Here is a 24,225-nt window from a genome sequence, read left to right on the forward strand (position 1 = left end):
AATTAATTCCTTCGGGATGGCGGGCAATTCCCGCAATGGGGCTTTCGGTTTGCGTGGCATACATGCTCCTTAACGACATGTTATGCCCTACACACAAAATTCCTGACAGGCCCCTTGCGGGAGAGGGGCGGGGGAGAGGGCAATCCGTGCAAATTGCGACGAGGTCGGCAAGCAGAGCTGCCCGCCCTCTCCCCTAACCCCTCTCCCAGAGGGAGAGGGGAATAAAACGCAGGGAGTGATTGAGATTTCGCCAATCACCCCACCAACAAAAACTCCATCTCCGCCCTCACCCCTCGACCTTGCGCACCTTCGCGCAGCGTCACCTTGCCACCAAACCTCGCCGCCATCTCCCGCGAGATCGCCAACCCTAGCCCTGACCCCGGCTCCGCGTTCCCCACGCGTCGATAAAAGCGCGCGAACACCTTCTCGCGTTCCGCTTCGGGAATCCCGGGGCCATCGTCTTCCACAATCAGCACTGCATGTCCATCGCGTCGCGCAGCGGATAGCGTGATGCGGCTGCGTGGCCCTGCGTACTGGATCGCGTTGTGCACGAGATTGGCGAATGCTTCGCGCAACAATGCCGCATCGGCGCGTACGGGTAACGTCAAACCGGCGGGACGTTCCCAGCCGAAATCCTGTTGCTTGCCGCGTGCCAGGGGCAGGTAGTCGAGCGCGACCTGTTCGGCCACCGCCACGGCATCGACGACCGCCACTGCAGCGTCGTTATCGGAAGCATCGCGCGATGGCTGACGGGCGCGGGCCAGTGCCAGTAACTGGTTGGTAAGACGTGCCGCCTGCTCGAGTTGCACAACGATGCCACCGACAGCCTCGCTGGCCGCCGCGTGCGAGTTTTCGTCATGGCGACCCTGCAACTGACGCTGCGCGAACTCGGCCTGTGTCTTGAGGATGGCCAGTGGCGTGCGCAACTGGTGTGCCGCATCGGCAATGAACTGCGTCTGCGATTGCGCCATGGCCTCGGAGCGCGAGACATGCAGGTTCACCGCATCCACGAGGGGCCGCACTTCCACGGGCACATGCTCGAATTCGAGTGGTGTCAGGTCTTCAGGCGAACGCGCGCGGACATCGGCACGCACGCGTTGCAGCGGCTTGAGCACGTACGTGATGCCGCCGATCAGGATCAGTGCGGACAGTGCGATCAGTCCCACGTCGCGCAGCAATGCGCTGCGCCAGACGTTGCCGATCAGTGCCGCGCGCGGCTCGGCGGTCTCGGCCACCTGGATGATCACGCGCATGCGTGCGTCAGGGCGATACACGGGGCGCGCCATCGCGGCGATGCGTACGGCATCGCCGCGATAGACGGCATCGTAGAAGCGCGGTTGGTTGTTGACGAGCGTGCCCTTCGGCAGTGGCAGGTCGTCGTAGCCGGTGATGGTCTCGACGCGCCCATCGCGCTCCATCGAGATGCGATAGAACACGTGCGTCTGCGCAGCGGTCTCGAACATCTCCATTGCCGCGTCGGGCAAGGTGAGCTGCACGCTCTCCCCCGCCATGCCGATGGCGTTGTCGATGGTACGCACCGAGCCGTAGAGCGAACGGTCGTAAGCCGTGTTGGCCGCATCGCGCAAGGTGCCGTAGGTGAACCACGTATCCACGGCCATCATCAGCGCCAGTGCAGGCACGAGCAGGATCAGCAGTTGGCGCCGCAAGCTGCCGCGCAGCGGAAGCCACGTACGCTGGCGCGAACGCTGCCCCACGTCAGGCATCGGTGCCCGGCGTGGCAGGCGGCGCAGTTTCGGGTTCGAGCAGATACCCGAAGCCACGCAGCGTGACGATGGTCACGCCGTGGCCGCTCAACTTCTTGCGCAGACGATAGACGAGGACTTCGATGGCATCGGGACTGACATCGGCATCGAGCGAGAACACCTTGTCGAGCAACTGGGCCTTGGTCAGCGGTTGCCCACTGCGGGCCAGCAATGCACCGAGCAATGTCGATTCGCGCGGCGTCAGCGAGAGCGGCGCACCGCCCAGTGTGAAGCTGCGGGTCTCGCCATCGAACACCAGCGTGCCGCATTGCAGGCGCGGATGGGCGCGGCCCCGGCTGCGGCGGATCAGGGCGAGGATGCGCGCTTCGAGTTCTGCAATCGCGAAAGGCTTGGGCAGGTAGTCATCCGCGCCGAGGTTCAGGCCACGCACGCGCTCGTCGAGCGTGTCCTGTGCAGTGAGGATCAGCACGGGCGTACGGTCGTCACGGCCACGCATCGCCTTGAGCACGGCCAGCCCGTCCTTGCCGGGCAGGCGCAGATCGAGCACCACGGCGTCGTATTCCTCGGCCATCAGGCGGGCGTCGGCTTGCAGGCCGTCCGTGACGTGCTCGATGACGAAGCCGCCCTGCTCCAGCGCGCGCCCCACCCAGCGGGCCAGTTCCACCTCGTCTTCCACCAGCAGAATGCGCATGCCGGATCTCCTCCACACCTGTCGTTCTGTTTGTTCTGTTCCGTTCGCGCGGGCCGCGCCGGGCGGCCCTGCGGGCGCCTATAATAACTCCGCCCTCGCCCCCCCGTTTGACTCCCGGTTTTCCGAAGCCTCCCGTGTCCGATCCTTCCGGCTTTCCTTTCGATCCGCCCAGCGCCGCACGACGCCGATTGCTGCTTGCAGGTGGCGCCATCGCGACCGGTTGGCCCGCGCTCGCGCAGCCCGCTCCCCGCGTGCCCGCCGGCTATCCCGCACAGTATGCGGAGATCATCGCTGCCGCGCAGAAAGAGGGAACGGTGACCGTGTATGCCTCCACGGACATGGACGTGGCAAAGCCATTGATCGCAGGATTCGAGGCGCGCTTTCCGGGTGTGCGGGTGCGTTACGAAGATCTGAACACGGTGGAACTGCATGAGCGGTTCCTGTCCGAAAACGGAACCGGAACCCGCGCCGATGTGCTGTGGAGCACGGCGATGGACCTGCAGATCAAGCTGGTGAACGATGGACACGCCCAACGCTACGAATCTCCCGAGCGCGCCGGACTGCCCGGCTGGGCCGTGTGGCGCGATGAAGCATGGGGCACCACGTTCGAACCGGCAGTGATTGTCTACAACCGTCGCCACTTCGCCAATGCGCAGGTGCCGGCCAGCCGCAGCGGCCTGGCGCGACTGCTGCAGGAGCATGCGCCGCAGTGGCGCGGCAAGGTAGTGACCTACGATGTGGAGCGATCGGGCGTGGGGTATCTGCTCGCCCAGCAAGACGCGCGCATGGGCAGCGAGTTCTGGTATCTGGCGCAGGCGCTGGGCCGCGCAAAGGTGGTGCTGTCGGCGTCCACGGCCGAGATGATCGAAGGTATTGCCAGCGGCCGGCTGGTGCTCGGCTACAACCTGCTGGGATCGTACGCGCTGTCACTGATCGAGCGCGGCGCGGACATTGGCGTGATCGCGCCGCGCGACTATACGCTGGTGATGTCGCGCGTGGCGTTCATCGCGCGAAAGGCCCCGCATGCCAACGCGGCACGGCTGTGGCTGGACTATCTGTTGTCGCGCGATGGACAGGCGCTGCTCGGCAAATCCACATCGCAGCTCTATACGATCCGCACCGATACGGACAGCACGCAAACCGCCAATGCGCTGGCCGAGCGGCTGGGCTATGCGCTCAAGCCCATCAGCGTGGGGCCCGGCCTGCTGGCCGCGCAGGACACGCTGCGCAAGAATGCATTCCTCGCGCGGTGGCGCGAGGCGCTGAGAAGCTAGCGCGTTGGCAAACTAGGCGGGGGTGATCGAAGGGGCGGTGGCCTGGGGCTGACGCTCGCAGAGCGCGGCCATTTCCGCGTCGAGGGGCGCCATCGGACGCGGCACGTAGCCCACGCGCAGCGCGGGCGAAAGGCGCAGGGTATCCACGAACGTATCGGCCAGACGCTCGGCCTCATGGTTCATGTCGAAATCGGTCGGGGAGAACAGCCAGTGCGCCAGCACGCCGCCAATGGCGGCATGAAAGGCGTTGACGGCCAGGTCGAGTTCGAGATCGGCGGGCAACTGGCCGCGTTCCATGGCCAGGCGCAGATGCTCCCGCATCTTGACCGTGCCGTCCTGATGGGACTGGCGCTGGCGCTCGAAGATCGCGCCGTTGTCCTCCACCATCTCGCACTTGTGGAAGATGATCTCGAAGACGCGGCGCCACTGCGGATTGGTCACGGTCTGGCGGAACACGAAGGCGCAGATATCGCGGATGCCGCCGAGCGGGTCGGCCTGCAGCGCCAGCCGCTCGGGTGCGCATAGCGCCTCCACCGGCAGGTTGACGCGGTCGCACATCGCCGCGAAGACATCGCTCTTGTTCTTGAAGTGCCAGTAGATCGCGCCACGCGTGACACCGGCTGCTTCCGCAATATCTGCCAGCGATGGGCGTGCCACGCCACGGGCGTGGAACACGGCTTCCGCCGCATCCAGAATCCGGTTGCGTGTCTCCAGCGCTTCTTCCTTGGTACGTCTGACCATTTCCTCTCTCACCCGCGTCCAGGTTGGCCGCCCGGGTCTCCTGACGCTTCACCCCTTCGGATGAAGCCCCTTCCAGATTGCACGATGTCGCACGACAGCACTGGCGGCCCGAATCGTACAGCGAACGGAACAATCGTGCTTGTACAGACCGAACATTCCATTGCAATCAATCATCACAGAGTGTTGCAAACGCCGCACACGGCAACTTTCACTTACATACATGCGCGGATGTATCTATACTACGCGTTTGTTCGGGGATCAGCCAAGGCGTTTTTTTGTGACGCAATCGGCGTTTTACGAATCGCCCGGTTATTTAACTGGCTCCCCTCCACTTGCTTGCCCGCCGCGCCCCGTCCCCGGGGTGCGTAGCACCGAGGCTGTGTTCTGGCCGTTCCGGTGCGTGCGGCGAATCTACAAAATTGCCATCACGGGGTTATCGATGAGGAAGTCCCAACGTATCCGTTGCGTCGCCGCTGCCGCTGCAGCCACTGTGGCCGCGCTGCTCGTGTCCGCCTGTGGCGACAAGGCGCCCCAGGGCGGCGCAATGCCGCCGCCGGAAGTGGGTGTGGTCACCGTCACGCCGTCCACGGTTGCCGTTGTCAATGAACTGCCGGGCCGTCTGGAAGGCGTGCGCACCGCCGAAGTCCGCGCCCGCGTGGAAGGCATCGTGCTGTCGCGCAACTACACCGAAGGTGGCGAGGTCAAGGCCGGCCAGGTGCTGTTCCGCATTGATCCGGCCCCGTACCAGGCGCAGCTCGCATCGGCCAAGGCCCAGCTGGAGCGCGCCGACGCGAATGCCGTGTCCGCGCGGCAGAAGGCCGAGCGCTACAAGCCGCTGGTGGCCGTGAACGCGGTCAGCAAGCAGGAATATGACGATGCCGTGGCCGCTGCTGGCCAGGCCAACGCCGATATCGCTGCCGCCAAGGCTGCCGTGACCACGGCGCAGATCAACCTGGGCTACACCACCGTGACAGCGCCGATTTCCGGCCGCGTGGGCCGTGCGCTGGTGACCGAGGGCGCACTGGTCGGCAAGGGCGAAGCTACCAAGCTGACCACCGTCGAACAGGTCGATCCGATCTGGGTGACCTTCACCCAGCCTGCCTCGGAAGTGGCGCGCCTGCGCGCCGCGATTGCCTCGGGTCAGGTCAAGGGCGTGAACGGTGGTGCCCGCGTGCACCTGTTCCCGGAAGCCAGCGACAAGGAATACAGCGCCACCGGCAAGCTGTTGTTCACCGACATGACCGTGGACCCGACCACGGGCGCCATCACGCTACGTGCCGAATTCCCGAATCCCAAGCGCGAGCTGCTCTCGGGCACGTTCGTGCGCGTGAAGATCGAGCAGGGTATCGACGAAGGCGCACTGACCGTGCCGCAGCGCGCGCTGATCCGCACCGCGCAGGGCGCGAGCGTGATGGTGGTGGGTGCCGACGGCAAGGTTGCCGCCGTGCCGGTCAAGGCACCGCAGGCCATCGATGACCGCTGGGTGGTGACCGAGGGCCTGAAGGGTGGCGAGAAGGTGATCGTGGAAGGGTTGCAGAAGGTGCAGCCGGGCGCGCCGGCCAAGGCCGTGCCGTTCCAGGACCCCAAGACGGCGCAAGCCGCCCCGGCATCGGCGCCGGCTGCAGCGGAAGGCAAGGCGGAAGCCAAGCCCGACGCCAAGCCTGCCGCCAAGCAGAGCTGACCCCCCGTCTCAGACCAAGCGTAGACAAGCCTTTTTAGGGAGCCAGATTCATGGCGAAGTTTTTCATCGACCGGCCGGTGTTCGCGTGGGTGCTCGCGCTGATCATCGCGCTGGGCGGCATATTGGCGATCCTGCAGCTGCCGATCGCCCAGTATCCGAATATCGCGCCGCCGATCATCACGGTCAGCACCACGTATCCGGGTGCCTCGGCCAAGACCATCGAGGATTCGGTGGTCACGCCGATCGAGCAGGAGCTCAACGGCGCCCCCAACCTGCTCTACTACGAGTCGCAAAGCGAATCGTCGGGGCTGGCCACCATCAACATCGCGTTCGCGCCGGGTTCCAACTCGGACCTGAACTCGGTGGAAGTGCAGAACCGCCTGAAGCGCGTGGAAGCGCGCCTGCCGGCGGAGGTGCGCCAGCAGGGCGTGCGGGTCGACAAGGCCGGCAACAACTACATGATGTTCATCACGGTCTCGTCCAAGTCCGGCAATTCGGATGCGATCGAGCTCGGCAACTTCGTCTCGGCACAGGTGGTGGATTCAATCCGCCGCGTGCCGGGCGTGGGTGCGGCCGACCTGTTCGGCACCGAGTACGCGATGCGGATCTGGCTGGATCCGGCCAAGCTGACCGGGTACAACCTGACGCCGACCGATGTCACGGCAGCCGTGGCCGAGCAGAACATCCAGGTGGCGGTGGGCGAACTGGGCGGCACGCCGTCGCCCAAGGGCACGGAACTCAATGCCACGGTCAACACCGAAAGCCGTCTGACCACGCCGGAGCAGTTCTCCAACATCCTGCTGCGCGTGAATCCGGATGGCTCGTCGGTGCGTATCAAGGACGTGGGCCGCGTGGAACTGGGCGGTGCCGACTACTCGACGCTCGCCCGCATCAACGGCAAGCCCGCGTCGGCCATCGCCATCAAGCTGGCCCCGACGGGCAACGCGCTGCAAACGGCTACCGCCGTGCGCGCGAAGATGGAAGAACTGCAACGCTTCTTCCCGCCCGACTACGAATTCAGCATCCCCTACGACACCTCCGCGTTCGTGAAGATCTCGATCGAGGAAGTGGTCAAGACGCTGCTGGAAGCCGTGGTGCTGGTGTTCCTGGTGATGTACCTGTTCCTGCAGAACTTCCGCGCCACGCTGATCCCGACGCTGGTGGTGCCGGTGGCACTGCTCGGCACGTTCGGTGCGATGCTGGCGTTCGGGTTCTCGATCAACGTGCTGACCATGTTCGGCATGGTGCTGGCGATCGGTATCCTGGTGGACGATGCGATCGTGGTGGTGGAGAACGTGGAGCGGATCATGAGCGAGGAAGGTCTCTCGCCACGTGAAGCCACGCGCAAGGCCATGGGCCAGATCACGGGCGCCATCGTCGGCATCACGCTGGTGCTGACCGCCGTGTTCATCCCGATGGCGTTCTTCTCCGGCTCGGTGGGCAACATCTATCGCCAGTTCTCGCTGTCGCTGATTTCGTCGATGGTGTTCTCGGCCATCCTGGCACTGACGCTGACGCCGGCCCTGTGCGCCACCATGCTCAAGCCGGTGGAAGCAGGCCATCATCACGAGAAGAAGGGCTTCTTCGGCTGGTTCAACCGTACGTTCGCCACGGCCTCCACGGGCTACCAGGGCATCGTGGCGCGCATCCTGCGCCGCAGCGGCCGCTACCTGATCATCTACGCGGTGATCATCGCGGGCGTGGTGCTGCTGTTCCAGCGCCTGCCGTCGTCGTTCCTGCCCGATGAAGACCAGGGCTACATGATCACGGTGGTGCAGCTGCCGACCGGTGCCACGCAGGAGCGCACCATCGGCGTGCTCAAGCAGATCGAGGACTACTACCTGCAGAAGGAATCGAAGGTGGTGGACCAGATGATCACGGTTGCCGGCTTCTCGTTCTTTGGCCGTGGCCAGAACGGTGGTATCGCGTTCGTGCGCCTGAAGGACTGGAAGGAACGTCCTGGCGACGAGAACACCGCGCAGGCGCTGGTGGGTCGTGCGTTCGGCGCACTGTCCTTCATCAAGGACGCGATCATCTTCCCGCTGAATCCGCCGGCTATTTCGGAACTGGGCAATTCGTCCGGCTTCGACTTCCGTCTGCAGGATCGTACGGGTCAGGGTCACGCCAAGCTGATGGAAGCGCGCAACATGATGCTCGGCATGGCGGCGCAATCGCCGCAGTTGCAGGGCGTGCGTCCGGAAGGCCAGGAAGACGCGCCGCAGTTGCGTATCGATATCGATCGCGAGAAGGCGCGTGCGCTGGGTGTCACGGTGGCGGAAATCAACCAGACGCTGTCGATTGCGTTCGGCTCCTCGTATGTGAACGACTTCATCTACGAAGGCCGTGTGCGTCGCGTGATCGTGCAGGCCGAGGGCGCCGACCGACGCCTGCCGGACGACCTCACCAAGCTGCGCGTGCGCAATGCGAATGGCGACATGGTGGCGTTTGCCGCGTTCGCTTCGTCGAAGTGGGTCATGGGTTCGCCGCGCCTGGAGCGCTACAACGGCATGCCTGCAGTGAAGCTTGCGGGTCAGGCCGCACCGGGGCAATCCACCGGCGCTGCCATGCGCGTGATGGAAGAGAATTTTGCGAAGCTGCCGCCGGGCTTCGGCTACGAGTGGTCGGGCCAGTCGTACGAAGAACGCCTGGCCGGTTCGCAGGAGCCGATTCTCTACACGCTGTCGCTGGTGATCGTGTTCCTGTGTCTGGCTGCGCTGTACGAGAGCTGGTCGATCCCGGTGGCAGTGCTGCTGGTGGTGCCGCTTGGCGTGATCGGCGCACTGCTCGGCGTGACGCTGCGTGGCATGCCCAACGACGTGTACTTCAAGGTGGGCCTGATCGCGACGATTGGTCTGTCGGCGAAGAACGCCATTCTGATCGTGGAGTTCGCGAAGGATCTGCAGGCGCAGGGCCGCAGCCTGATCGACGCCACGCTGGAAGCGGTGCACCTGCGGTTCCGCCCGATCCTGATGACGTCGATGGCGTTTATTCTGGGCGTGCTGCCGCTGGCGATTTCCACGGGTGCCGGTTCGGGTAGCCAGCGCGCTATCGGCACGGGTGTGATGGGTGGCATGATCACGGCCACCGTGCTGGCAATCTTCCTGGTGCCGGTGTTCTTCGTGGTGGTGCGCGGACTCTTCAAGGGCAGCAAGGCTCAGGAAGAACGCGAGCAGGCACGTCTGGAAGGCAAGGAAATCTGACGATGACGCTGACAATGACGAAGCATTTGACCGCATTGCTGCTGGTGGCCGGCGTATTGAGCGGCTGCACGCTCGCGCCGCGCTACGAGCAGCCGGCCCCGCCGGTGGCGGGTGCCTATCCGGCCGCGCCCGAAGGCTACGCCGCTGCCGAAGTGAAGACCGGCGAAACGCGCCGGGCCAATGACATCGGCTGGCGCGAGTTCTTTACCGATCCGCGCCTGCAGGTGCTGATCGCCACCTCGCTGGAGAACAACCGCGACCTGCGTACGGCTGCCCTGCGAATCGAGGAAGCGCGTGCGCAGTACCAGATCCAGCGCGCGGACTTGCTGCCGACGGTGAACGGCAACGCCAGCTATCAGCGCGGCAAGTTCTCGGGCCTGACCTCGGGTGTGGGCCAGTCGTTCACGGGCAGCACCTACCAGGTGGGTCTGTCGGTGACGCAGTGGGAGCTGGACTTCTTCGGCCGCGTGCGCAGCTTGTCGAACGCAGCACTGGCGCAGTACTTCGCCACCGAGGAAGCGCATCGCGCGGCCCATATCTCGCTGGTATCGGAAGTGGCCAAGGCGTATCTGGCCGAACGCGCTGCCGCCGAACAGTATGAGCTGGCACGCAATACGTATGAAGCCCGCAAGAGCACGTTCGAACTCGCGCAGAAGCGTTTCGATGCGGGCGCCACGTCGGCGCTCGACCTGCGCGACAACGAATCGCTCGTCGCACAGGCGCGCGTATCGGCTGCACAACTGGCTCGCCAGCGTGCGCAGGCACAGAACGCGCTGGACGTGCTGGTGGGCATGCCCATCGCGCAGATTCCGAACCTGCCCGCGCCGATGCAGTTGTCGGATGAACGCATCATCAGCGACATTCCGGAAGGGCTGCCGTCTGACCTGCTCACGCAGCGTCCCGACATCCGCCAGGCCGAGCAGACGCTGCTATCGGCCAACGCGAACATCGGTGCCGCACGCGCAGCGTTCTTCCCGCGCATTACGATGACGGCAAGTGCCGGCACCATCAGCCCGTCTTTCTCGGGGCTGTTCGATTCGGGCACGGGCATCTGGTCGTTCTCGCCGTCGCTGGTGCTGCCGATCTTCGACACGGGCCGTAACCTGGCGAACCTGGATCTTGCCAACGTGCGCAAGAATATCCAGATCGCCAACTACGAGAAGACGATCCAGACCGCGTTTGCCGAAGTGGCCGACGCACTGCAGGCACGCGGCACGCTCGAAGAGCAGGTGGCAGGGCAGGAGCAGCAGCGCAACGCGGAAGCCGCGCGTTACGAGCTGTCGCGCCTGCGCTTCCGCAGCGGCGTGGCGAGCTACCTGGACGAACTCGATGCACAGCGCCAACTGTTTTCTGCAGAGCAGGCATTGGTGCAGGCGCGGCAACTGCGGCTGACCAATGCGATTGATCTGTATCGCGCCCTGGGTGGTGGGTTGAATGAGACGGCGCCGGTGGCGCAGGTGAAACCTCAGACGACTACGCAGTGATGGTCTAGCGGGAAAAAAGAAAGGGCGAAGCTGATGAGGCTTCGCCCTTTTTGTTTGGCGTGGTGGAGATTGATGCGTTGACCCTCACCCCCAGCCCCTCTCCCGCAAAGCGGGAGAGGGGAGCAGAAAAGGCGGGAGAGGGGAGCAAACAGTTAGAACTTATACGTCGCTGCCAGAAAGAACACGATCGGATTCGGTCGCAACGTCGTCTTCGACGTAGACAACACCGTGCCGTCCGATGCCTTGATCGTCATGGTCGATTCGCTCTTGAGCGGGATATACGTCACCGCGCCGGTCACGCCCCAGTGCTCGTTGAAGTTGTATGTGCCGCCGATGTTGAAGATCGGTGCCCATGACGACGACGCATCGGCATGCACCGAGGTTGGTCCGGGAATCCCCGCACCTGCGGCCAGCACCGCGCCGAGGTTGTTGTTGACCGATTCCGCGAACGCCGGATTCACCTTGATGTCCGTGAAGAAGTTGTAGGACACGCCGATGCCCACGAACGGGCGGAACGTGACACCGGGCGAGCGGAAGTGATACTGCACCATCGCAGCCGGACTCCATTGCCGCGCCCGCGAGATGATCGGGTTCAGCGATGGGTCACCAAGGCTCTGTTTGCCCAGCGCACCGGCAGGTCCCGGGGGAATCAGTTCGCCATGGCCATAGATCTTGAACGTGGGCGGAATGCCGCCCACGCCCGTGATGGCGATATGGTCGGTGACAAAGTGGCTGAACGTGAGTCCCAGCGTGTCCGAGTTCGACGTGGACAGGCCGCTGCCCGGCGCCGAGAAGCTCGACGGCAGACCCAGTGGATAGTTGATCGGCACATCCACCACATTGGTGGTCAGCGGCCCGCTGGTGCCGAAGGTCTGGATGTGGAACCAGCCTGCCGAGACGACGTTGTCGCCCTTCTTCTGCGCATGCGCGGGCGCTGCGGCGAACAGGCCGAACATCGCCACGACGGCCAGCAGGCGAGATAGCGTTGCGTAACGTTGATGCTTCATCGATGGTCTCCCCGATTATTGTTATTCGACGAAGGCGCCAACCGTGAAGTACGGCGCGCCATTGTTGGTTTCGATGAAGCCGAACACGCCGCCCGTGAACATCAGCTTGCCGGTGATGCCGGGCGTGCCCTCCTTGCGCGTGGTGGTGATCACACCGGCCGTGGTCTGCGAGTAGTCGAGCTTCAGCGCGATGGCACGCGTGGCATCGGATGCGTGGAACGGATCGAGCTGTGCGGCTTCTGCGCCGATCAGTGCCGTGACCTTGTAGTCGAAGTTGCTGTCCACGCCGATGTACTCGCCATTGACACTGCCCTGCGACCAAGACACCGCTGGCGCCATCATGCCGATGCCGATTTCGTCATCCGCACCCAGCGGGAGATCTTTCGCACTGGCATAGCCCACGCGGATCATGATCGGCACCAGTTGTCCGCGCAGCTTGCCGACGATCAGGTACGCGCGGCCCATCACGGCCCCCAGGCTCGGAGGCTGCTCGCCTTCATAGTTCGTGGAAAGCAATGCACCGGTAGCCTGCGGCACGAACTTGTTGCCCTTCTGCTTGCACGTGCCGCCCGCCTTGTTGTCGCAGACGGTGAACGAGCCATCGGCTGCGAGCGACATGCGATAGTCCTGCGCCACCGTGGCGAAGCCCTTCGACGGAATCTCGTGAAAGCCCGAGCCGTTGTAGACGCCGGCGATCTTGCCGAGGTCGGTCTCGGTCTGCGCGAAGCCGATGAACTGGAAGTACGGGAACGTGGTGTCGGGCACCGCACCCGCGCCAAGGAAACCATTGAACTGAATGCGCGCGCCCGGAATGGTGCCACCCATCACCCCTTCACCGAGGAACAGCTTGGCCGGACGCGCCGGATCGAGGCTCGCACCCTTCAACTCGAACGCGCACTGGTTCAGCTTCTCTGTAGGCAGCGCGGTTTCCTGCGCGAGCGTACCCGTCATCACGTTCTGACCGTCGGTGGGGTCCGAGCGAGTCGGTGACACCGTGCCCGTGGTGCGCGGCACCGACGAGTCGAGGAAGGTCACGGCCCACGTCTTCTTCGTGGTGTCGATCTGCACCTTCACCAGTTCGCCGGAACCCGTGCCGCCGATGTACGGCGTGGAGTAGTCCACCGTGGCCGGACACAGGCGCGGCACGCCCACTGCCGCAGGCGACGGCGAACCGCCCCCGCCGCCTCCCCCGTCGCCGCCACCGCACGCGGACAGCAGCGCAATCGTGGCGAGGGCCGGTACGAGGCGCACGCGCGAGCGCCGTGCGGAAGCGTTGGGATAGTCGCGGGGCGCGAGCCATTGCGGCAGTTGCATCATGATGATGTCTCCTTTGGGGCTTTCTTATTTGGACTGCCTTGTGGGGTGTGAGGCAGGGTTCGTAGCGCTTATCGGCTTGCCACGGCACTGACGCGGAATGTCGGGTTCGCATCCGGGCCGAACAGATGCGCGTAGACCGGACCGGTGGTGATCAGTGCACCGCTGGTGCCGCTGTTATCGACGGTGGTGACTACGCCAGGCTTGGTTTGCGTGAAGTCCATCTGGAAGGCACCGGTCGGCGTGAGCGAAAGATCCTGCGGATCGAGCAATGCGGCGACGTTGTCTTGCAGTGCCGAGGCCGAATATTTGAAGTCGCTGCCCGAGCCGATGTAGCCGCCCTTCAACACGGCGGCGGTCGTCGGTGATGCAGATGCCAGCAAGCCGATGCCCGATTCATCGTCGACGCGCAGCTTGAAGTCGAGCGGATTCAGATCAATCTCCGCAAAGCCCACGCGCACCAGCACCGGTACAAGTTTTCCTTCGAGCTTGCCGACGATCATCACGCCGCGTGCACGGCTGTAGTTGTCCTGCAGCAGCGCGGCCTTGTAGAGATACGGATACGGCTGCATCTCGTTATCGTTGGCGCTTTCGAACGCACCGTCCGCAATGCGCAGCGTCCATGGCTGCCCCGTGGACTTGCATGTGCCAGATGCCACCGTGCAGGTGCCGTCGGCATTCAGCGTCTCGACCGCATTGATCGTGGCCGGCGCATAGTTGGTGCCGTTGAGCAGTTCGCCGCTCGACGGTACGAGGTGATAGGCGAGCATGTTGTACTGGCCGGCCACCTTCGCGAAGTCGGTCTCGGTTTCCGCGAAGGCAATCACCGGGTACATCGGGAAGGTGCGCTCAGGAATGACCCCGAGGCCGCCCAGGCCGGGATTGTTGTAGGCAATCGTCGCGCCGGGAATGCCGCCGCCCGCTACGCCATGACCGATGAAGAGGATCGGCGGATTGGCCGGATCGATGATGGCCTGCGAAATGCCGTCGGATGCCGTGGCCGTCTTCAGTTCGTAGGCACAGTTGTTCTGCGCTGCAGTCGGCAGCGGTCTGGTCGGATGCGTCATCGTGCCGGTCAGCGTCACACCGGCGCGCGTCGGCGAGACGGTGCCGGTTTCTTTCGGCACGGCTGATTCGAGAATCTGGATGCGATACGTGCCCTGCCGGCTATCGAGCTGGATCTTCAAGAATTCGCCCGCGCCGGAGCCGCCCGTGTAGGTGGTGTTGTAGTCGAGCACGCTCGGGCAGATATCGGCCACCGGTGCATTGGTGGTGGGGCCCGATGGGGTGCACGTTCCATGGGTGGCGCACTGCTGCGCCGAGGCTTGTGGCGTGCTGCCGCCGGGTTCGCCATCACCGCCGCCGCAAGCGGCCAGTGCGATCGTCAGGCTTACCCCAGCAACGGCGAAAATGGTGCGTCGAAAGTTCGACTGATCCATGGTTGTCTCCTGTTTTTATCGTCGGCGCGACGGATTTTTTTTGATGTCGCACAGTGGTCGGAATCTCGCGTTTCAAGCGATGACGCGCAATAGAGCGCACGTTCCAAACACGGTGGCCGCGCCGCAGTGCCTTGTCGGCCAAAGCGATCCGCAGATCGTTCAAACCGCTCGCACACGGTGTTGCGAGCGAATTCAAACGGGGGGAGCGCCAGGCCGCAGTGGGTATTCCATATGGATCAGCGGAATCAGAACTTGTACTCGCTGTTGGCGGGATCGAATGCCGAGGCATCGAACGTTTTCTTCACGGCCTTTTCAAAGACGATCTTCTCCACCATGTTGCCGTCCGCATCCCAAGCGGTTTCCTGGCGTGGCCACGGATGCTTGAGATCGAACATCAACTGCACCTTCTTCGCGTAGTACTTGGGCGGCCCCTCGGGCAGTTCCCACGTCAGCGCCACCATGCGCACGCCCTGCTCCTGCACGATATCGACGCGGCTGTATTTCTCGGAGAGACCTGCGGCGCGCAGCGTCCTGGCATCGCGCTCCAGCATCGACAGCACGAACTGGAAACCGAGATCGCGCACGGTGTGATTCGATTGGGATTTCGCGAGCGATCCATCGATCGATGTCCAGATCGACGTGAAGCCCAGCACGCCGCCCAGGTGGCCGTACATTTCCTCTTTACGCTTGGTTTCGTCGTAGATGATTTCCTGTCCCGACTGCGCGCCGTTAGGCAACCACTTCGCATAAAGCTGACGCGGCATATGGCGATAACGAATGAGCATGCGCGCGGGCTTGTCCTGCCATTGGCCGTTCAGACGCTCCTGTCGCGTCATCGCGTATTCGTATTCGGGATAGCGATTGATTTCCTGTCGCGCCCACGTCAGCAATGCCTCGGGTTGCAGCGCATCGAACACGGCCAGCACCTGCGCATCGGGTTGCGCGGCCAGCTCACCACTGGCGATCTGCTTGGCGAACAGCGTGGTCTGCTGCGACGTGGGCAGACCGTCGTAAGGCGTGGCGGCGCGGCTCTGCGGTGCCGGTGCGCCTTGCGCATGCACATCGAACAGGCTCAGCGTTGGCGCGGTCATCATGCCGAGGGCGCCGCCAATCGCGGCAATCGTGATCATTTGCTTCATCGCGTGTCTCCAGTACTCCGGTGTATTTCGACTTTTTTCATACGACAGGCAAGACGGGTCCCTCCCGCGCATGTCGGCAGACAGCGGGCTCATGGGCGCGACAGGGACGTAACGGGTCACGCCGCGCTTGGGGCGTGGCGATATCGCACGTGTGGCTTTGGGGAGCGGCGGCCCCGGTCAGGGCCGCCGTGATACTCGCCTGGTGACTCGGCTAAAGGCTCGGCTACGTTCGGGGACGGGTACGCATCCAGTCATCGAGCGGATTGCTGGGGAAGGCGCAGTGCTCGCGGCGTACCGCCATGCTGGCGGTGGCCGAGCGCGTCGTGCCCTCGTTGCGTACCGTGCGCGCACTGCGGCGCGCGCGATTCACTGCGGCTGCCGTGGCGGCAGCGGCTTGCTGGGTTTCGCTTTCCACCGTGGCTGCCAGCGCAGCCATGTGAGCCTGTTCATCGGCATGCTGCGACTCGCCGATTTCAAAGACATCGTGCAATGCGCCAAGCTCCTGGGTCTCTGGCGACGGTGCCTTGAGGGCAGCCACCACCATCGACGTCAGTTGGGCGAGCACCTCGGTGTCGCTCATGCGCTTGCCTTGGGTGAAGGCCGGCATCAGGTTGCCCAGTTCATCGCCCGCCAGCACACCCGCCAGTGCCTTCAGCGCGAAATGCAGCCGCCAGCCCAGGTCTTGCCGTGGCACATCGGGCAGCGCGCGTGCAAACGCTTCGAAGAAGCGTCCGAACACGGGTGCATAGTGTCCCATCAGCCAGGACTGGATGAAGGGCGAGGTATCGGAATACACGCGCCCCAGCAGCCTGAGGAACGATGGCCCGCCGATCTCGGGCTCGCGCGCCATCTGGAGCGCGGGCACGAACAGCGCACCCATCACGTGTTCGCAGCGGATCTCGTTACCCGGCCAGCGCGCCTCGCAGGCATCCAGCAAGGCCAGACGCCGGGTATTGAGCGGATCCAGCCGGCGTCCGAGCACCGACTGCATCATGATTTCCTTGCTGCGAAAGTGATAATTGACTGCGGCCAGATTGACGATTGCCCGCGACGTCACCTGTCTGAGAGAAGTGGCTTCGTAACCTACCTCGATGAACAGTTTCTCGGTCGCATCCAGGATGCGGGCCTTTGTATCTCCTGCCGTGGTTTTCCCGGTCTTCATGGGGCGTCTCTCGCTCAAATACCGCTGTGGACCCCTGCAAAAAAAGTCAATCAATCCACTCGCTGCCCAAGCTCCATGCTCTGTCGGCATACGGATGCTTGAAACGGTTGTAAGCAGCCTACTCTACCGATTGCACCGTTTCACAAGTCCATTTTTCGAGGTCTGCCTCTAAAATGCAAGCCCCGATTCTGCATGACAAAAATTCTTATCACGCCGTGATGGTCTTTTTCAGTGTGGATGCATTCTGCGCCGTCAGTGCGAACACTGACAATTGGGGGTTCGCACCTATGCTGGTGGGAAATACCGAGCCATCTAATACGGATAGGTTATTTAAATGGTGATGGCGGCCCGCGCTATTTACCACGCCACGTGCAGGGTCATCGCTCATGGCGCAGCCACCCATCAAATGCGCCGTGAATAACAGCGCGCGAAATTTTTTCAATGGCAATTGGCCGATGGATTCGCGTGCCTCGGCCCAGCTCGAATAATGGGTGGAATCCAGATGGGCCGGGCGGACACGGCGTGCGCCGGCCGCGAACTGGGCTTCGGCCATGCTCAGGTACGCGCGGCGCACCCCATCCCAGAGGTAATCGCTCACGTCGTAATCCAGCACCGGACTGCCGTCATCGGTAATCCTGACACGACCGCCCGGACTCTCGGGCACGAAGCCATCGCGCAACAGCGCCAGCATGGCGTTGGTATGCGGCAACGCCGCCATCTCCTGGCGCAGGTCGTTGCCGATCGCGTTGAACACGCCCGCGCTGATGCCGGGGAACATGGGCGGGACTTCGAGCTTGTAGCCCATCGGCCCTGTTGCGCCGTCGCGCCACTGGAAATGATCCGATGCCACCGACTGCGGCGCGCCATAATAAGGATCAATTTTCTCCGGCATTTCTGCGATGCTCAAATTCACCGGATGAATAAACGTGCGTAGGCCGACTTGCTTGTGCGGATCGGGCACGCGTGAGCGCAGCAATAGGGCCGGCGAGTTGATCGCCCCGCCCGCTACCACTACATGCCGGGCGCGCACGGTGACCGCGATGCCGCTGGGTGTGTAGCCATCGGCGCCGATCGCGTCGGCGGTCAGGCCGCGTACAGACTTTCCGTCATGGTCGAGGGTGCGCACGCGCAGCCGGTGCACCAGCGTGGCGCCATGGGCCAGCGCGGCGGGGATCGTCGAGACGAGCATCGACTGCTTGGCGTTGACCGGACAGCCCAGGCCGCAATAGCCCGAGTTCCAGCAGCCCTTCACGTTGCGGGGAATCGCATGCCACTCCCAGCCCAACGCCTGGCAGCCGCGCTGAAGCACCGCGTTGTTGGGGTTCGGGTCCATCGCCCACGGCGCCATGTTCAAGCGTGCCTCGATCTGCGCGAACCATGGCGCCATGTCCTCCACGCTATGCCCCGTCACCGCGTGTTCGGATGTCCAGTGCGCCAGCGTCTGCGGCGGCGTACGAAAGCTCGATGACCAGTTCACTGTTGTGCTGCCGCCTACCGAGCGGCCCTGCAGGATCGAGATCGCGCCGTCCGAGGTGGCACGCGCTGCGGCCTCCTGGTACAGCTCGCGATAGGCGCGCGCCTCGTCCATGTCCTTGAAGCTGTCGGAGGTGTGCAGCCCCCCTTCTTCGATCATCAGCACAGTGAGGCCGGCCTGGCTCAGGATCTCCGCCGCGATGCCGCCACCAGCGCCCGTGCCAATGATGGCCACGTCGGCCTCCAATGTGCGCGGGGCGGTGAACGTGGCGGCGTCGAGCACCTTCCAGCCGGACGCGATGCCGGCGCTGTAGATATCGGGAATCGGCATGTCGGCCCTTGCTGTTAGCTGTGAATGGCGCGATAGATCGCGGCGTGGGGGCCGGGGTAGCCGCTGGCGCTCCAGGTATCGGGCACCACGTAATAGCCCACGCCGATCAGCTTCACCAGCACCACGCCGCCCGCATTGAGCGTGGCGAACCGGCTGCTACGCCAGCGGCCGAGGAAGCCGCGTACCTGTTCCGGCGTGGCCTCGCTCCACGGACTGCGCACGCCGGCCACGGCCCAGCGCAGCGGAGTGCTGGCCAGCAGGTCGAGCAGCTTGCGCAATTCGTCGCGGCCGTTCTGACCCATGGCGGCGATGGTCACGTCGATGTTCTTCACGGCCGCCGTGCTCCTTGTCTCGCGCTGCGCGGTGGGCATCGTTTCGAGTTCGCTGATCACGGCGGGCAGCACCGCGCGGAACAGCGCCACGTCATCGGGTCGCAGGAAGGCCATGCCGGCCTGCGGTGGCGCGGCGGGCGAGCAGCCCGTCAGCGCGGGCAGCAGCGCCGAGCAGGCAATGGCCGCGCAGAACCCGCCGCCGACCTTCAGGAAATGCCGGCGCGAAGGTGCCGAGGGATGGTCCGCTGGAAGGTCCGGGGGAAGGTCCGGTAGGGGCATCGTGTCTCCATTTTTTCTTATGTGGCTCAGGTATCCCGAGGCGTTGTGATTCTGCCGAACCCGGCGAAATTTATTTGCGGCGACTGTCAGGTTTCAAACGCACGACCGACATCCGCCGCCAACGCCAATTCCGCATGGCCGGGCTGCGTTTGATGTGCACGCTCCGCCACTGGAAACGCGCCGCAAATAGAGCAATTCTTCCAACGAGCAGTTTGACGGGGCGCGAAACCGGTTCCTATGATGACATCGACCAATGTCACAATCAACGATGGCGCTGATCCGGTTAGACAGCCACCGGCGGGATCAGCCCACCCCATTGAAAGGCGCTACATGAATGCTCCAGCGGATCTCCCCGATTACCTGTCGGCAGACAGCCCGGAGGTTGCGTGCGATATCGCGATCATCGGTAGTGGCTTTGCCGGACTCGGCATGGGTATCCGCCTGAAGCAGTCGGGCGTGGAGGATTTCCTGATCTTCGAGCGCGCTGGTTCCATTGGCGGCACCTGGCGCGACAACCACTACCCGGGCTGCGCCTGCGATGTGCAATCGCACCTCTACTCGTTCTCGTTCGCGCCCAATCCGGACTGGTCGCGCATGTTCTCGCCGCAGCCGGAAATCCGCCGCTACCTTGAACACTGCACCGACAGCTTCGGATTGCGTGAACACCTGCGCTTGAACCACGAATTGCGCAGCGCGCAGTGGGACGATGCCGCAGCGGTCTGGCGGCTGCAGATGGCCGATGGGCGCTGCGTGCGCGCCCGCGTGCTGATCTCGGGCATGGGCGGGCTGAGCCGTCCATCGATCCCGAACATCCCTGGCCTCGATACCTTCGCCGGCACGATGTTCCATTCGCAGCAGTGGCGCCATGACTATCCGCTAACAGGAAAGCGCGTGGCGGTGATCGGCACCGGCGCCAGTGCCATCCAGTTCGTGCCGCAGATCGCACCGGCTGTGTCGCAACTCGATCTCTACCAGCGCACGCCGCCGTGGATCATGCCCAAGCCAGATCGCCGTGTGTCGGCGTTCGAACGCGCGATGTTCCGCCGCCTGCCGTTCACGCAGCGGCTCGCACGCACGGGGCTGTACTGGATGCTGGAGTCGCGCGTGCTGGGCTTCGTGATTCATCCGAAACTGATGAAGGCCGTGGAGCAGGTCGCGCGCCGCCATCTGCGTCGCCAGGTGCCGGACCCCGTGCTGCGCCAGACGCTGACGCCGGACTACACCATCGGCTGCAAGCGCGTGCTGATCTCCAACGACTACTACCCGGCGCTGTCGCGCAGCAATGTCGATGTGGTCACCACAGGTATCGACCATGTGGAAGCCGACGCGGTGGTGCTGCGCGACGGCACACGCCGCCCTGTGGACGCGATCATCCTGGGCACGGGTTTTCACGCGACCGATCCGTTGCCGCGCGGCGTGATCGTGGGCCGTGAAGGACGCGATCTGCTCGATGCCTGGCGCGATGGCGCCGAGGCGTACCTGGGCACCACGGTATCGGGCTTCCCGAACCTGTTTTTGATCGTCGGCCCTAACACCGGACTCGGCCATAGCTCGATGGTTTTCATGATCGAGTCGCAGGTGAACTACGTGCTCGATGCCCTCGCACAAATGCGCCGCGAGCGCGTGCAAGCGGTGGATGTGCGCCCGCCCGTCCAGCAACAGTTCAACCACGGCATCCAGCAGAAGCTGGGCCACGCGATCTGGTCTGAAGGTGGTTGCGCAAGCTGGTACATCGACCCGAACAACGGCAAGAACACCACGCTCTGGCCCGGCTTCACATGGCAATTCCGCAACGCCACGCGGACATTCCGCATGAACGACTACGAACGCCGGCCCGTGCGCGAACGCGATGCAGACACGGCGCACCATGACGTCAATTCCAACGTGCCTGCCGCTACGGTGCGCGCCTGAGCCGTCCCCAAAAACAGAAGCGAACCTGGATTGACCGAGGAGAGATCGATGAAGGATTTCCGCAACAGGGTGGCCGCAATCACGGGCGCCGGTTCCGGCATGGGCCGCTCCCTGGCGATACAACTGGCGCATGCCGGCTGCCACGTGGCGCTATCGGATCGCAATGAGGCGGGGCTGGCGCAAACGCTTGCCGAGGTGCAGCGCGCAGCGCCCGATATCCACGCAACCACGCATGTTGTGGATGTAGCGGATCGCGCTGCAGTGTATGCGTGGGCCGATACCGTGGCGCGCGAACATGGCCGTGTCAACCTGATCTTCAACAACGCGGGCGTGGCGCTCTCCAGCACCGTGGAAGGTATGCGCTACGACGATCTCGAATGGATCATCGGCATCAACTTCTGGGGCGTGGTGTATGGCACCAAGGCTTTCCTGCCGCACCTGAAAGCCAGCGGCGAAGGGCATATCGTCAACACGTCGAGCGTATTTGGCCTGTTCGCGCAACCCGGCATGGGCGCTTACAACGCGAGCAAGTACGCCGTGCGCGGCTTCACCGAATCGCTGCGGCAGGAGCTGGATCTGATGGATTGCGGCGTGTCGGCCACGACCGTGCATCCGGGTGGCATCAAGACCAATATCGCGCGCGACAGCCGGGTCTCGTCCAGCGTCAACGGCCTGCTGGTGCGCGATGAACAACAGGGCCGCGAGGAGTTCGAGAAATTTTTCATCACCTCGGCGGACAAGGCTGCGCGCGTGATCCTCGATGCCGTGCGTGCCAACAAGCGGCGCGTGCTGGTGGGCCCCGATGCATACGCCGCCGATGCGATGGCGCGCTTGCTGCCCGCTGCGTACCAGTCGCTCGTGGTGCGCGAGACGCGCCGCAAGCGTCGGCAGTTCGTGCAAGGCGACGCTTCCGCATCGGCGCCCGGCGGAGAACGCGCATGACGCGCGCCGCCCTGCCTCGCGAAGCGGTGCTGCAGGCACCGCCCGGTCGATTCACGCGCTGGTTCGGCCAGGGCCGCGTGGGTTTCACGAGCCTGCCGCGCGACACGCTCGCGCGCCGCTATGCGCTGCCAACCTCGCGCTGGGTACAGGTCATGGGCGCACTTGTTCACTACACCGAAGAAGGCGTGCCCGAGGGCGAGCCACTGGTGCTGATCCACGGGTTCGGCGCGTCGCTGCACACGTGGGAAGGACTGATGCCGATGCTGCGCCAGCGGTATCGCGTGATCCGTCTTGATCTTCCACCGTTCGGTCTGACCGGCCCGCTGCGCGATGCACGCGGTCGCGTGGTCACGATGGATGTCGATGTGTATCGCAGCTTCATCGACAGCTTCCTGCTGGCCGTGGGTATCTCGCGCGCCACGCTGATCGGCAACTCGCTGGGCGGGTTGATTGCGTGGGATCTCGCCGCACGCCGGCCCGCGCTGGTGGACCGGCTCGTGCTGATCGATGCGGCAGGCTTTCCGATGAAGCTGCCGATCTACATCGATCTGTTCCGGCACGCCGTGGTGCGCTGGTCGGCCCCGTGGATGTTGCCCGAAGCGATCATCCGCGCGGCCACACGCGATGTGTACGGCGATGCCAGGCGCGTGCCGGAATCCACGTTCCGGCGCTACGTCGATTTCTTTTATGCAGCAGGCAGCCGCGAAGCGGTGGGCCGCATGGTGCCGAGGCTCGATTTCGATGCGTTGGATACCGAGCGGCTGCGCGGCGTGCAAGCCCCCACGCTGGTGTTGTGGGGCGAGCGCGACCGCTGGATACCGCCCGCGCATGCCGCGGCGTTCGCGGCACGTCTCCCCGTCGTGTCGCTGCACCGCTATGCGGGTCTCGGCCATGTCCCGATGGAAGAAGACCCGCAGCGCGTGGCGGCTGACCTGCTGCCCTTCCTCGACGGCGCCCGTGAGGCGTCGGTCCCTTCGACACAGGAGTCCTCGTCATGATGCCCGTACGCCGCGACGTTCATCCCCATCTGCCGCCCGAACGCATCTGCGATTGGCACGAGCGCGGGCAGCACGTCACCCACTTCATCAACGCGCTGTCGATCTTCTTCCCGGCTGGCGAACGCTTCTTCATGGACAGCGTGCGCAACTACCGCGACCGCGTCACCGATCCTGAACTCAAGCAGGCTGTGGCTGGCTTCATCGGGCAGGAGGCGATGCACACGCGCGAGCACATCCTTTACAACCGGTTGTTGGACGATGCAGGACTGCCAGCGTCGAAGCTCGACAACGCGGTGGCCAAGCTGCTTAACCTGCTGCGCAAGATCCTGCCGAAATCGTGGCAGCTCGCGCACACCATCGCGCTGGAACACTACACGGCGATGCTGGCCGGCGGCATGCTGTCCGATCCGCGCCACATGGGTGTGTCCGAGCCGGGATATCGACAGGTGTGGACGTGGCACGCGCTGGAAGAAACCGAGCACAAGGCGGTGGCGTACGACGTGTGGAACACGGTGATGAAGCCGGGACCGTATCGCTACCTGCTGCGCGCGTTCACGATGCTGACCACCACGGTTACGTTCTGGGCGCTGGTGTTCGTATTCCACGTGCGGCTGGTGATGGCGGACAAGACGTGCCGCAACAAGCTGACGGGCTTCGGCAGCGTGATCAAGTTTCTGTGGGGTTCACCGGGTGTGCTGCGCAAGATGATTCCGGAATGGTTCGATTACTTCCGGCCGGGCTTCCATCCGTGGGACGAAGACAACCGCGCGGAACTGAGCCGCATCATGCCGCTGATCGAAGAGATCGAGCAGACGGCGATCAAGGCTGGGGCGAGTACGCGTGCGCCGTCATTGAGGTCAGCGGCTTGATTCTGTTGCGATAGTGCTTCGCGCGCCTGCCCTCTCCCCCGCCCCTCTCCCAGAGGGAGAGGGGAGAAAACCGGCAGGGTTTGAATCCTCGTCGGTGTGCTCCCCTCTCCCGCTTGTTTTGCTCTGTAGTGGTCAAGTAATCTTGGACACTTTTTCAGGCAGACCTACTCTTTAAAGCCTCGTACTCGGCCGGCGGCATGTCTTGCGTCGCCGAGTGAAGCCTGCGATGGTTAT

Annotated in this window: 18 protein-coding genes; 8 read left to right on the plus strand and 10 right to left on the minus strand. The window is 64.1% G+C overall.

What is annotated here, in order from left to right:
• Positions 1–254: 254 nt before the first annotated feature.
• Positions 255–1,724, minus strand: coding sequence for a sensor histidine kinase (locus tag FFS21_RS27895; protein WP_137927939.1), 1,470 nt, complete (start codon positions 1,722–1,724; stop codon positions 255–257).
• Entirely contained in the window at positions 1,717–2,415 is a 699-nt protein-coding gene (locus tag FFS21_RS27900) for a response regulator (RefSeq protein WP_137927940.1), read from the minus strand. Before FFS21_RS27900 ends, FFS21_RS27895 begins: the two co-directional genes overlap by 8 nt.
• 191 nt (positions 2,416–2,606) lie before the next feature.
• Here FFS21_RS27900 and FFS21_RS27905 point away from each other — a divergent pair, with 191 nt between their 5' ends.
• Positions 2,607–3,689 (plus strand): ABC transporter substrate-binding protein, encoded by a 1,083-nt coding sequence (locus tag FFS21_RS27905; protein ID WP_137927954.1) that lies wholly within the window; start codon positions 2,607–2,609, stop codon positions 3,687–3,689.
• A 12-nt stretch (positions 3,690–3,701) separates the two neighbouring features.
• Here the strand turns inward: FFS21_RS27905 and FFS21_RS27910 are convergent, their stop codons facing one another.
• Positions 3,702–4,430: a TetR family transcriptional regulator gene (locus FFS21_RS27910; RefSeq protein ID WP_137927941.1), complete on the minus strand. Its 729-nt coding sequence runs from the start codon at positions 4,428–4,430 to the stop codon at positions 3,702–3,704.
• Positions 4,431–4,869: 439 nt separating this feature from the next.
• Here FFS21_RS27910 and FFS21_RS27915 point away from each other — a divergent pair, with 439 nt between their 5' ends.
• Genes FFS21_RS27915 through FFS21_RS27925 form a run of 3 tightly spaced genes read left to right on the plus strand, consistent with a single transcriptional unit; the run spans position 4,870 to position 10,795 of the window.
• Positions 4,870–6,111, plus strand: a complete 1,242-nt coding sequence (locus FFS21_RS27915) for an efflux RND transporter periplasmic adaptor subunit (RefSeq protein ID WP_137927942.1) — start codon at positions 4,870–4,872, stop codon at positions 6,109–6,111.
• 50 nt (positions 6,112–6,161) lie between these two features.
• Positions 6,162–9,311: an efflux RND transporter permease subunit gene (locus tag FFS21_RS27920; RefSeq protein WP_137927943.1), complete on the plus strand. Its 3,150-nt coding sequence runs from the start codon at positions 6,162–6,164 to the stop codon at positions 9,309–9,311.
• A 14-nt stretch (positions 9,312–9,325) separates the two neighbouring features.
• The gene (locus FFS21_RS27925; protein ID WP_137927955.1) at positions 9,326–10,795 is read left to right on the plus strand and encodes an efflux transporter outer membrane subunit; all 1,470 of its coding nucleotides are present in this window, start codon (positions 9,326–9,328) and stop codon (positions 10,793–10,795) included.
• A 152-nt stretch (positions 10,796–10,947) separates the two neighbouring features.
• Here FFS21_RS27925 and FFS21_RS27930 read toward each other — a convergent pair whose 3' ends face one another.
• The 7 genes from FFS21_RS27930 to FFS21_RS27960 form a co-directional block, all read right to left on the minus strand.
• Positions 10,948–11,802 carry an OmpW/AlkL family protein gene (locus tag FFS21_RS27930; RefSeq protein WP_137927944.1) on the minus strand — a complete coding sequence of 285 codons (855 nt, stop codon included), beginning with the start codon at positions 11,800–11,802 and terminating at the stop codon, positions 10,948–10,950.
• A gap of 21 nt (positions 11,803–11,823) precedes the next feature.
• Entirely contained in the window at positions 11,824–13,116 is a 1,293-nt protein-coding gene (locus FFS21_RS27935) for a DUF2957 domain-containing protein (protein ID WP_137927956.1), read from the minus strand.
• Between the two features lie 71 nt (positions 13,117–13,187).
• A complete protein-coding gene (locus FFS21_RS27940) occupies positions 13,188–14,555 on the minus strand; it encodes a DUF2957 domain-containing protein (RefSeq protein WP_137927945.1) in 1,368 nt (455 codons plus the stop codon).
• Positions 14,556–14,800: 245 nt separating this feature from the next.
• Positions 14,801–15,694 (minus strand): DUF1571 domain-containing protein, encoded by an 894-nt coding sequence (locus tag FFS21_RS27945; RefSeq protein ID WP_137927946.1) that lies wholly within the window; start codon positions 15,692–15,694, stop codon positions 14,801–14,803.
• A gap of 223 nt (positions 15,695–15,917) precedes the next feature.
• Entirely contained in the window at positions 15,918–16,856 is a 939-nt protein-coding gene (locus FFS21_RS27950) for a TetR/AcrR family transcriptional regulator (protein WP_137927947.1), read from the minus strand.
• 208 nt (positions 16,857–17,064) lie between these two features.
• Positions 17,065–18,660 (minus strand): GMC family oxidoreductase, encoded by a 1,596-nt coding sequence (locus tag FFS21_RS27955; RefSeq protein WP_137927948.1) that lies wholly within the window; start codon positions 18,658–18,660, stop codon positions 17,065–17,067.
• Positions 18,661–18,674: 14 nt separating this feature from the next.
• On the minus strand, positions 18,675–19,271 hold the full coding sequence (locus tag FFS21_RS27960) for a hypothetical protein (protein ID WP_137927949.1): 597 nt from the start codon (positions 19,269–19,271) through the stop codon (positions 18,675–18,677).
• 330 nt (positions 19,272–19,601) lie between these two features.
• Here FFS21_RS27960 and FFS21_RS27965 point away from each other — a divergent pair, with 330 nt between their 5' ends.
• The 4 genes from FFS21_RS27965 to FFS21_RS27980 are packed head-to-tail and all read left to right on the plus strand — an operon-like array spanning position 19,602 to position 23,991.
• Positions 19,602–21,182 carry a flavin-containing monooxygenase gene (locus FFS21_RS27965; protein WP_137927950.1) on the plus strand — a complete coding sequence of 527 codons (1,581 nt, stop codon included), beginning with the start codon at positions 19,602–19,604 and terminating at the stop codon, positions 21,180–21,182.
• A 48-nt stretch (positions 21,183–21,230) separates the two neighbouring features.
• Entirely contained in the window at positions 21,231–22,124 is an 894-nt protein-coding gene (locus FFS21_RS27970; RefSeq protein ID WP_137927951.1) for an SDR family NAD(P)-dependent oxidoreductase, read from the plus strand.
• Positions 22,121–23,122, plus strand: a complete 1,002-nt coding sequence (locus FFS21_RS27975) for an alpha/beta fold hydrolase (protein WP_137927952.1) — start codon at positions 22,121–22,123, stop codon at positions 23,120–23,122. Before FFS21_RS27970 ends, FFS21_RS27975 begins: the two co-directional genes overlap by 4 nt.
• A complete protein-coding gene (locus FFS21_RS27980) occupies positions 23,119–23,991 on the plus strand; it encodes a metal-dependent hydrolase (protein WP_137927953.1) in 873 nt (290 codons plus the stop codon). Before FFS21_RS27975 ends, FFS21_RS27980 begins: the two co-directional genes overlap by 4 nt.
• Positions 23,992–24,225 lie beyond the last annotated feature (234 nt).

Source organism: Cupriavidus sp. 2SB (genome assembly GCF_005503625.1).
Lineage (GTDB): Bacteria > Pseudomonadota > Gammaproteobacteria > Burkholderiales > Burkholderiaceae > Cupriavidus.

Bases quoted from the DNA above. Each gene is read 5' to 3' on its own strand.
- FFS21_RS27965 (WP_137927950.1), top strand. From the start codon at position 19,602: ATGAATGCTCCAGCGGATCTCCCCGATTACCTGTCGGCAGACAGCCCG.
- FFS21_RS27970 (WP_137927951.1), top strand. From the start codon at position 21,231: ATGAAGGATTTCCGCAACAGGGTGGCCGCAATCACGGGCGCCGGTTCC.
- FFS21_RS27910 (WP_137927941.1), bottom strand. From the start codon at position 4,430: ATGGTCAGACGTACCAAGGAAGAAGCGCTGGAGACACGCAACCGGATT.
- FFS21_RS27895 (WP_137927939.1), bottom strand. From the start codon at position 1,724: ATGCCTGACGTGGGGCAGCGTTCGCGCCAGCGTACGTGGCTTCCGCTG.
- FFS21_RS27950 (WP_137927947.1), bottom strand. From the start codon at position 16,856: ATGAAGACCGGGAAAACCACGGCAGGAGATACAAAGGCCCGCATCCTG.
- FFS21_RS27975 (WP_137927952.1), top strand. From the start codon at position 22,121: ATGACGCGCGCCGCCCTGCCTCGCGAAGCGGTGCTGCAGGCACCGCCC.
- FFS21_RS27940 (WP_137927945.1), bottom strand. From the start codon at position 14,555: ATGGATCAGTCGAACTTTCGACGCACCATTTTCGCCGTTGCTGGGGTA.
- FFS21_RS27980 (WP_137927953.1), top strand. From the start codon at position 23,119: ATGATGCCCGTACGCCGCGACGTTCATCCCCATCTGCCGCCCGAACGC.
- FFS21_RS27925 (WP_137927955.1), top strand. From the start codon at position 9,326: ATGACGAAGCATTTGACCGCATTGCTGCTGGTGGCCGGCGTATTGAGC.
- FFS21_RS27960 (WP_137927949.1), bottom strand. From the start codon at position 19,271: ATGCCCCTACCGGACCTTCCCCCGGACCTTCCAGCGGACCATCCCTCG.
- FFS21_RS27900 (WP_137927940.1), bottom strand. From the start codon at position 2,415: ATGCGCATTCTGCTGGTGGAAGACGAGGTGGAACTGGCCCGCTGGGTG.
- FFS21_RS27945 (WP_137927946.1), bottom strand. From the start codon at position 15,694: ATGAAGCAAATGATCACGATTGCCGCGATTGGCGGCGCCCTCGGCATG.
- FFS21_RS27920 (WP_137927943.1), top strand. From the start codon at position 6,162: ATGGCGAAGTTTTTCATCGACCGGCCGGTGTTCGCGTGGGTGCTCGCG.
- FFS21_RS27955 (WP_137927948.1), bottom strand. From the start codon at position 18,660: ATGCCGATTCCCGATATCTACAGCGCCGGCATCGCGTCCGGCTGGAAG.
- FFS21_RS27935 (WP_137927956.1), bottom strand. From the start codon at position 13,116: ATGCAACTGCCGCAATGGCTCGCGCCCCGCGACTATCCCAACGCTTCC.
- FFS21_RS27930 (WP_137927944.1), bottom strand. From the start codon at position 11,802: ATGAAGCATCAACGTTACGCAACGCTATCTCGCCTGCTGGCCGTCGTG.
- FFS21_RS27915 (WP_137927942.1), top strand. From the start codon at position 4,870: ATGAGGAAGTCCCAACGTATCCGTTGCGTCGCCGCTGCCGCTGCAGCC.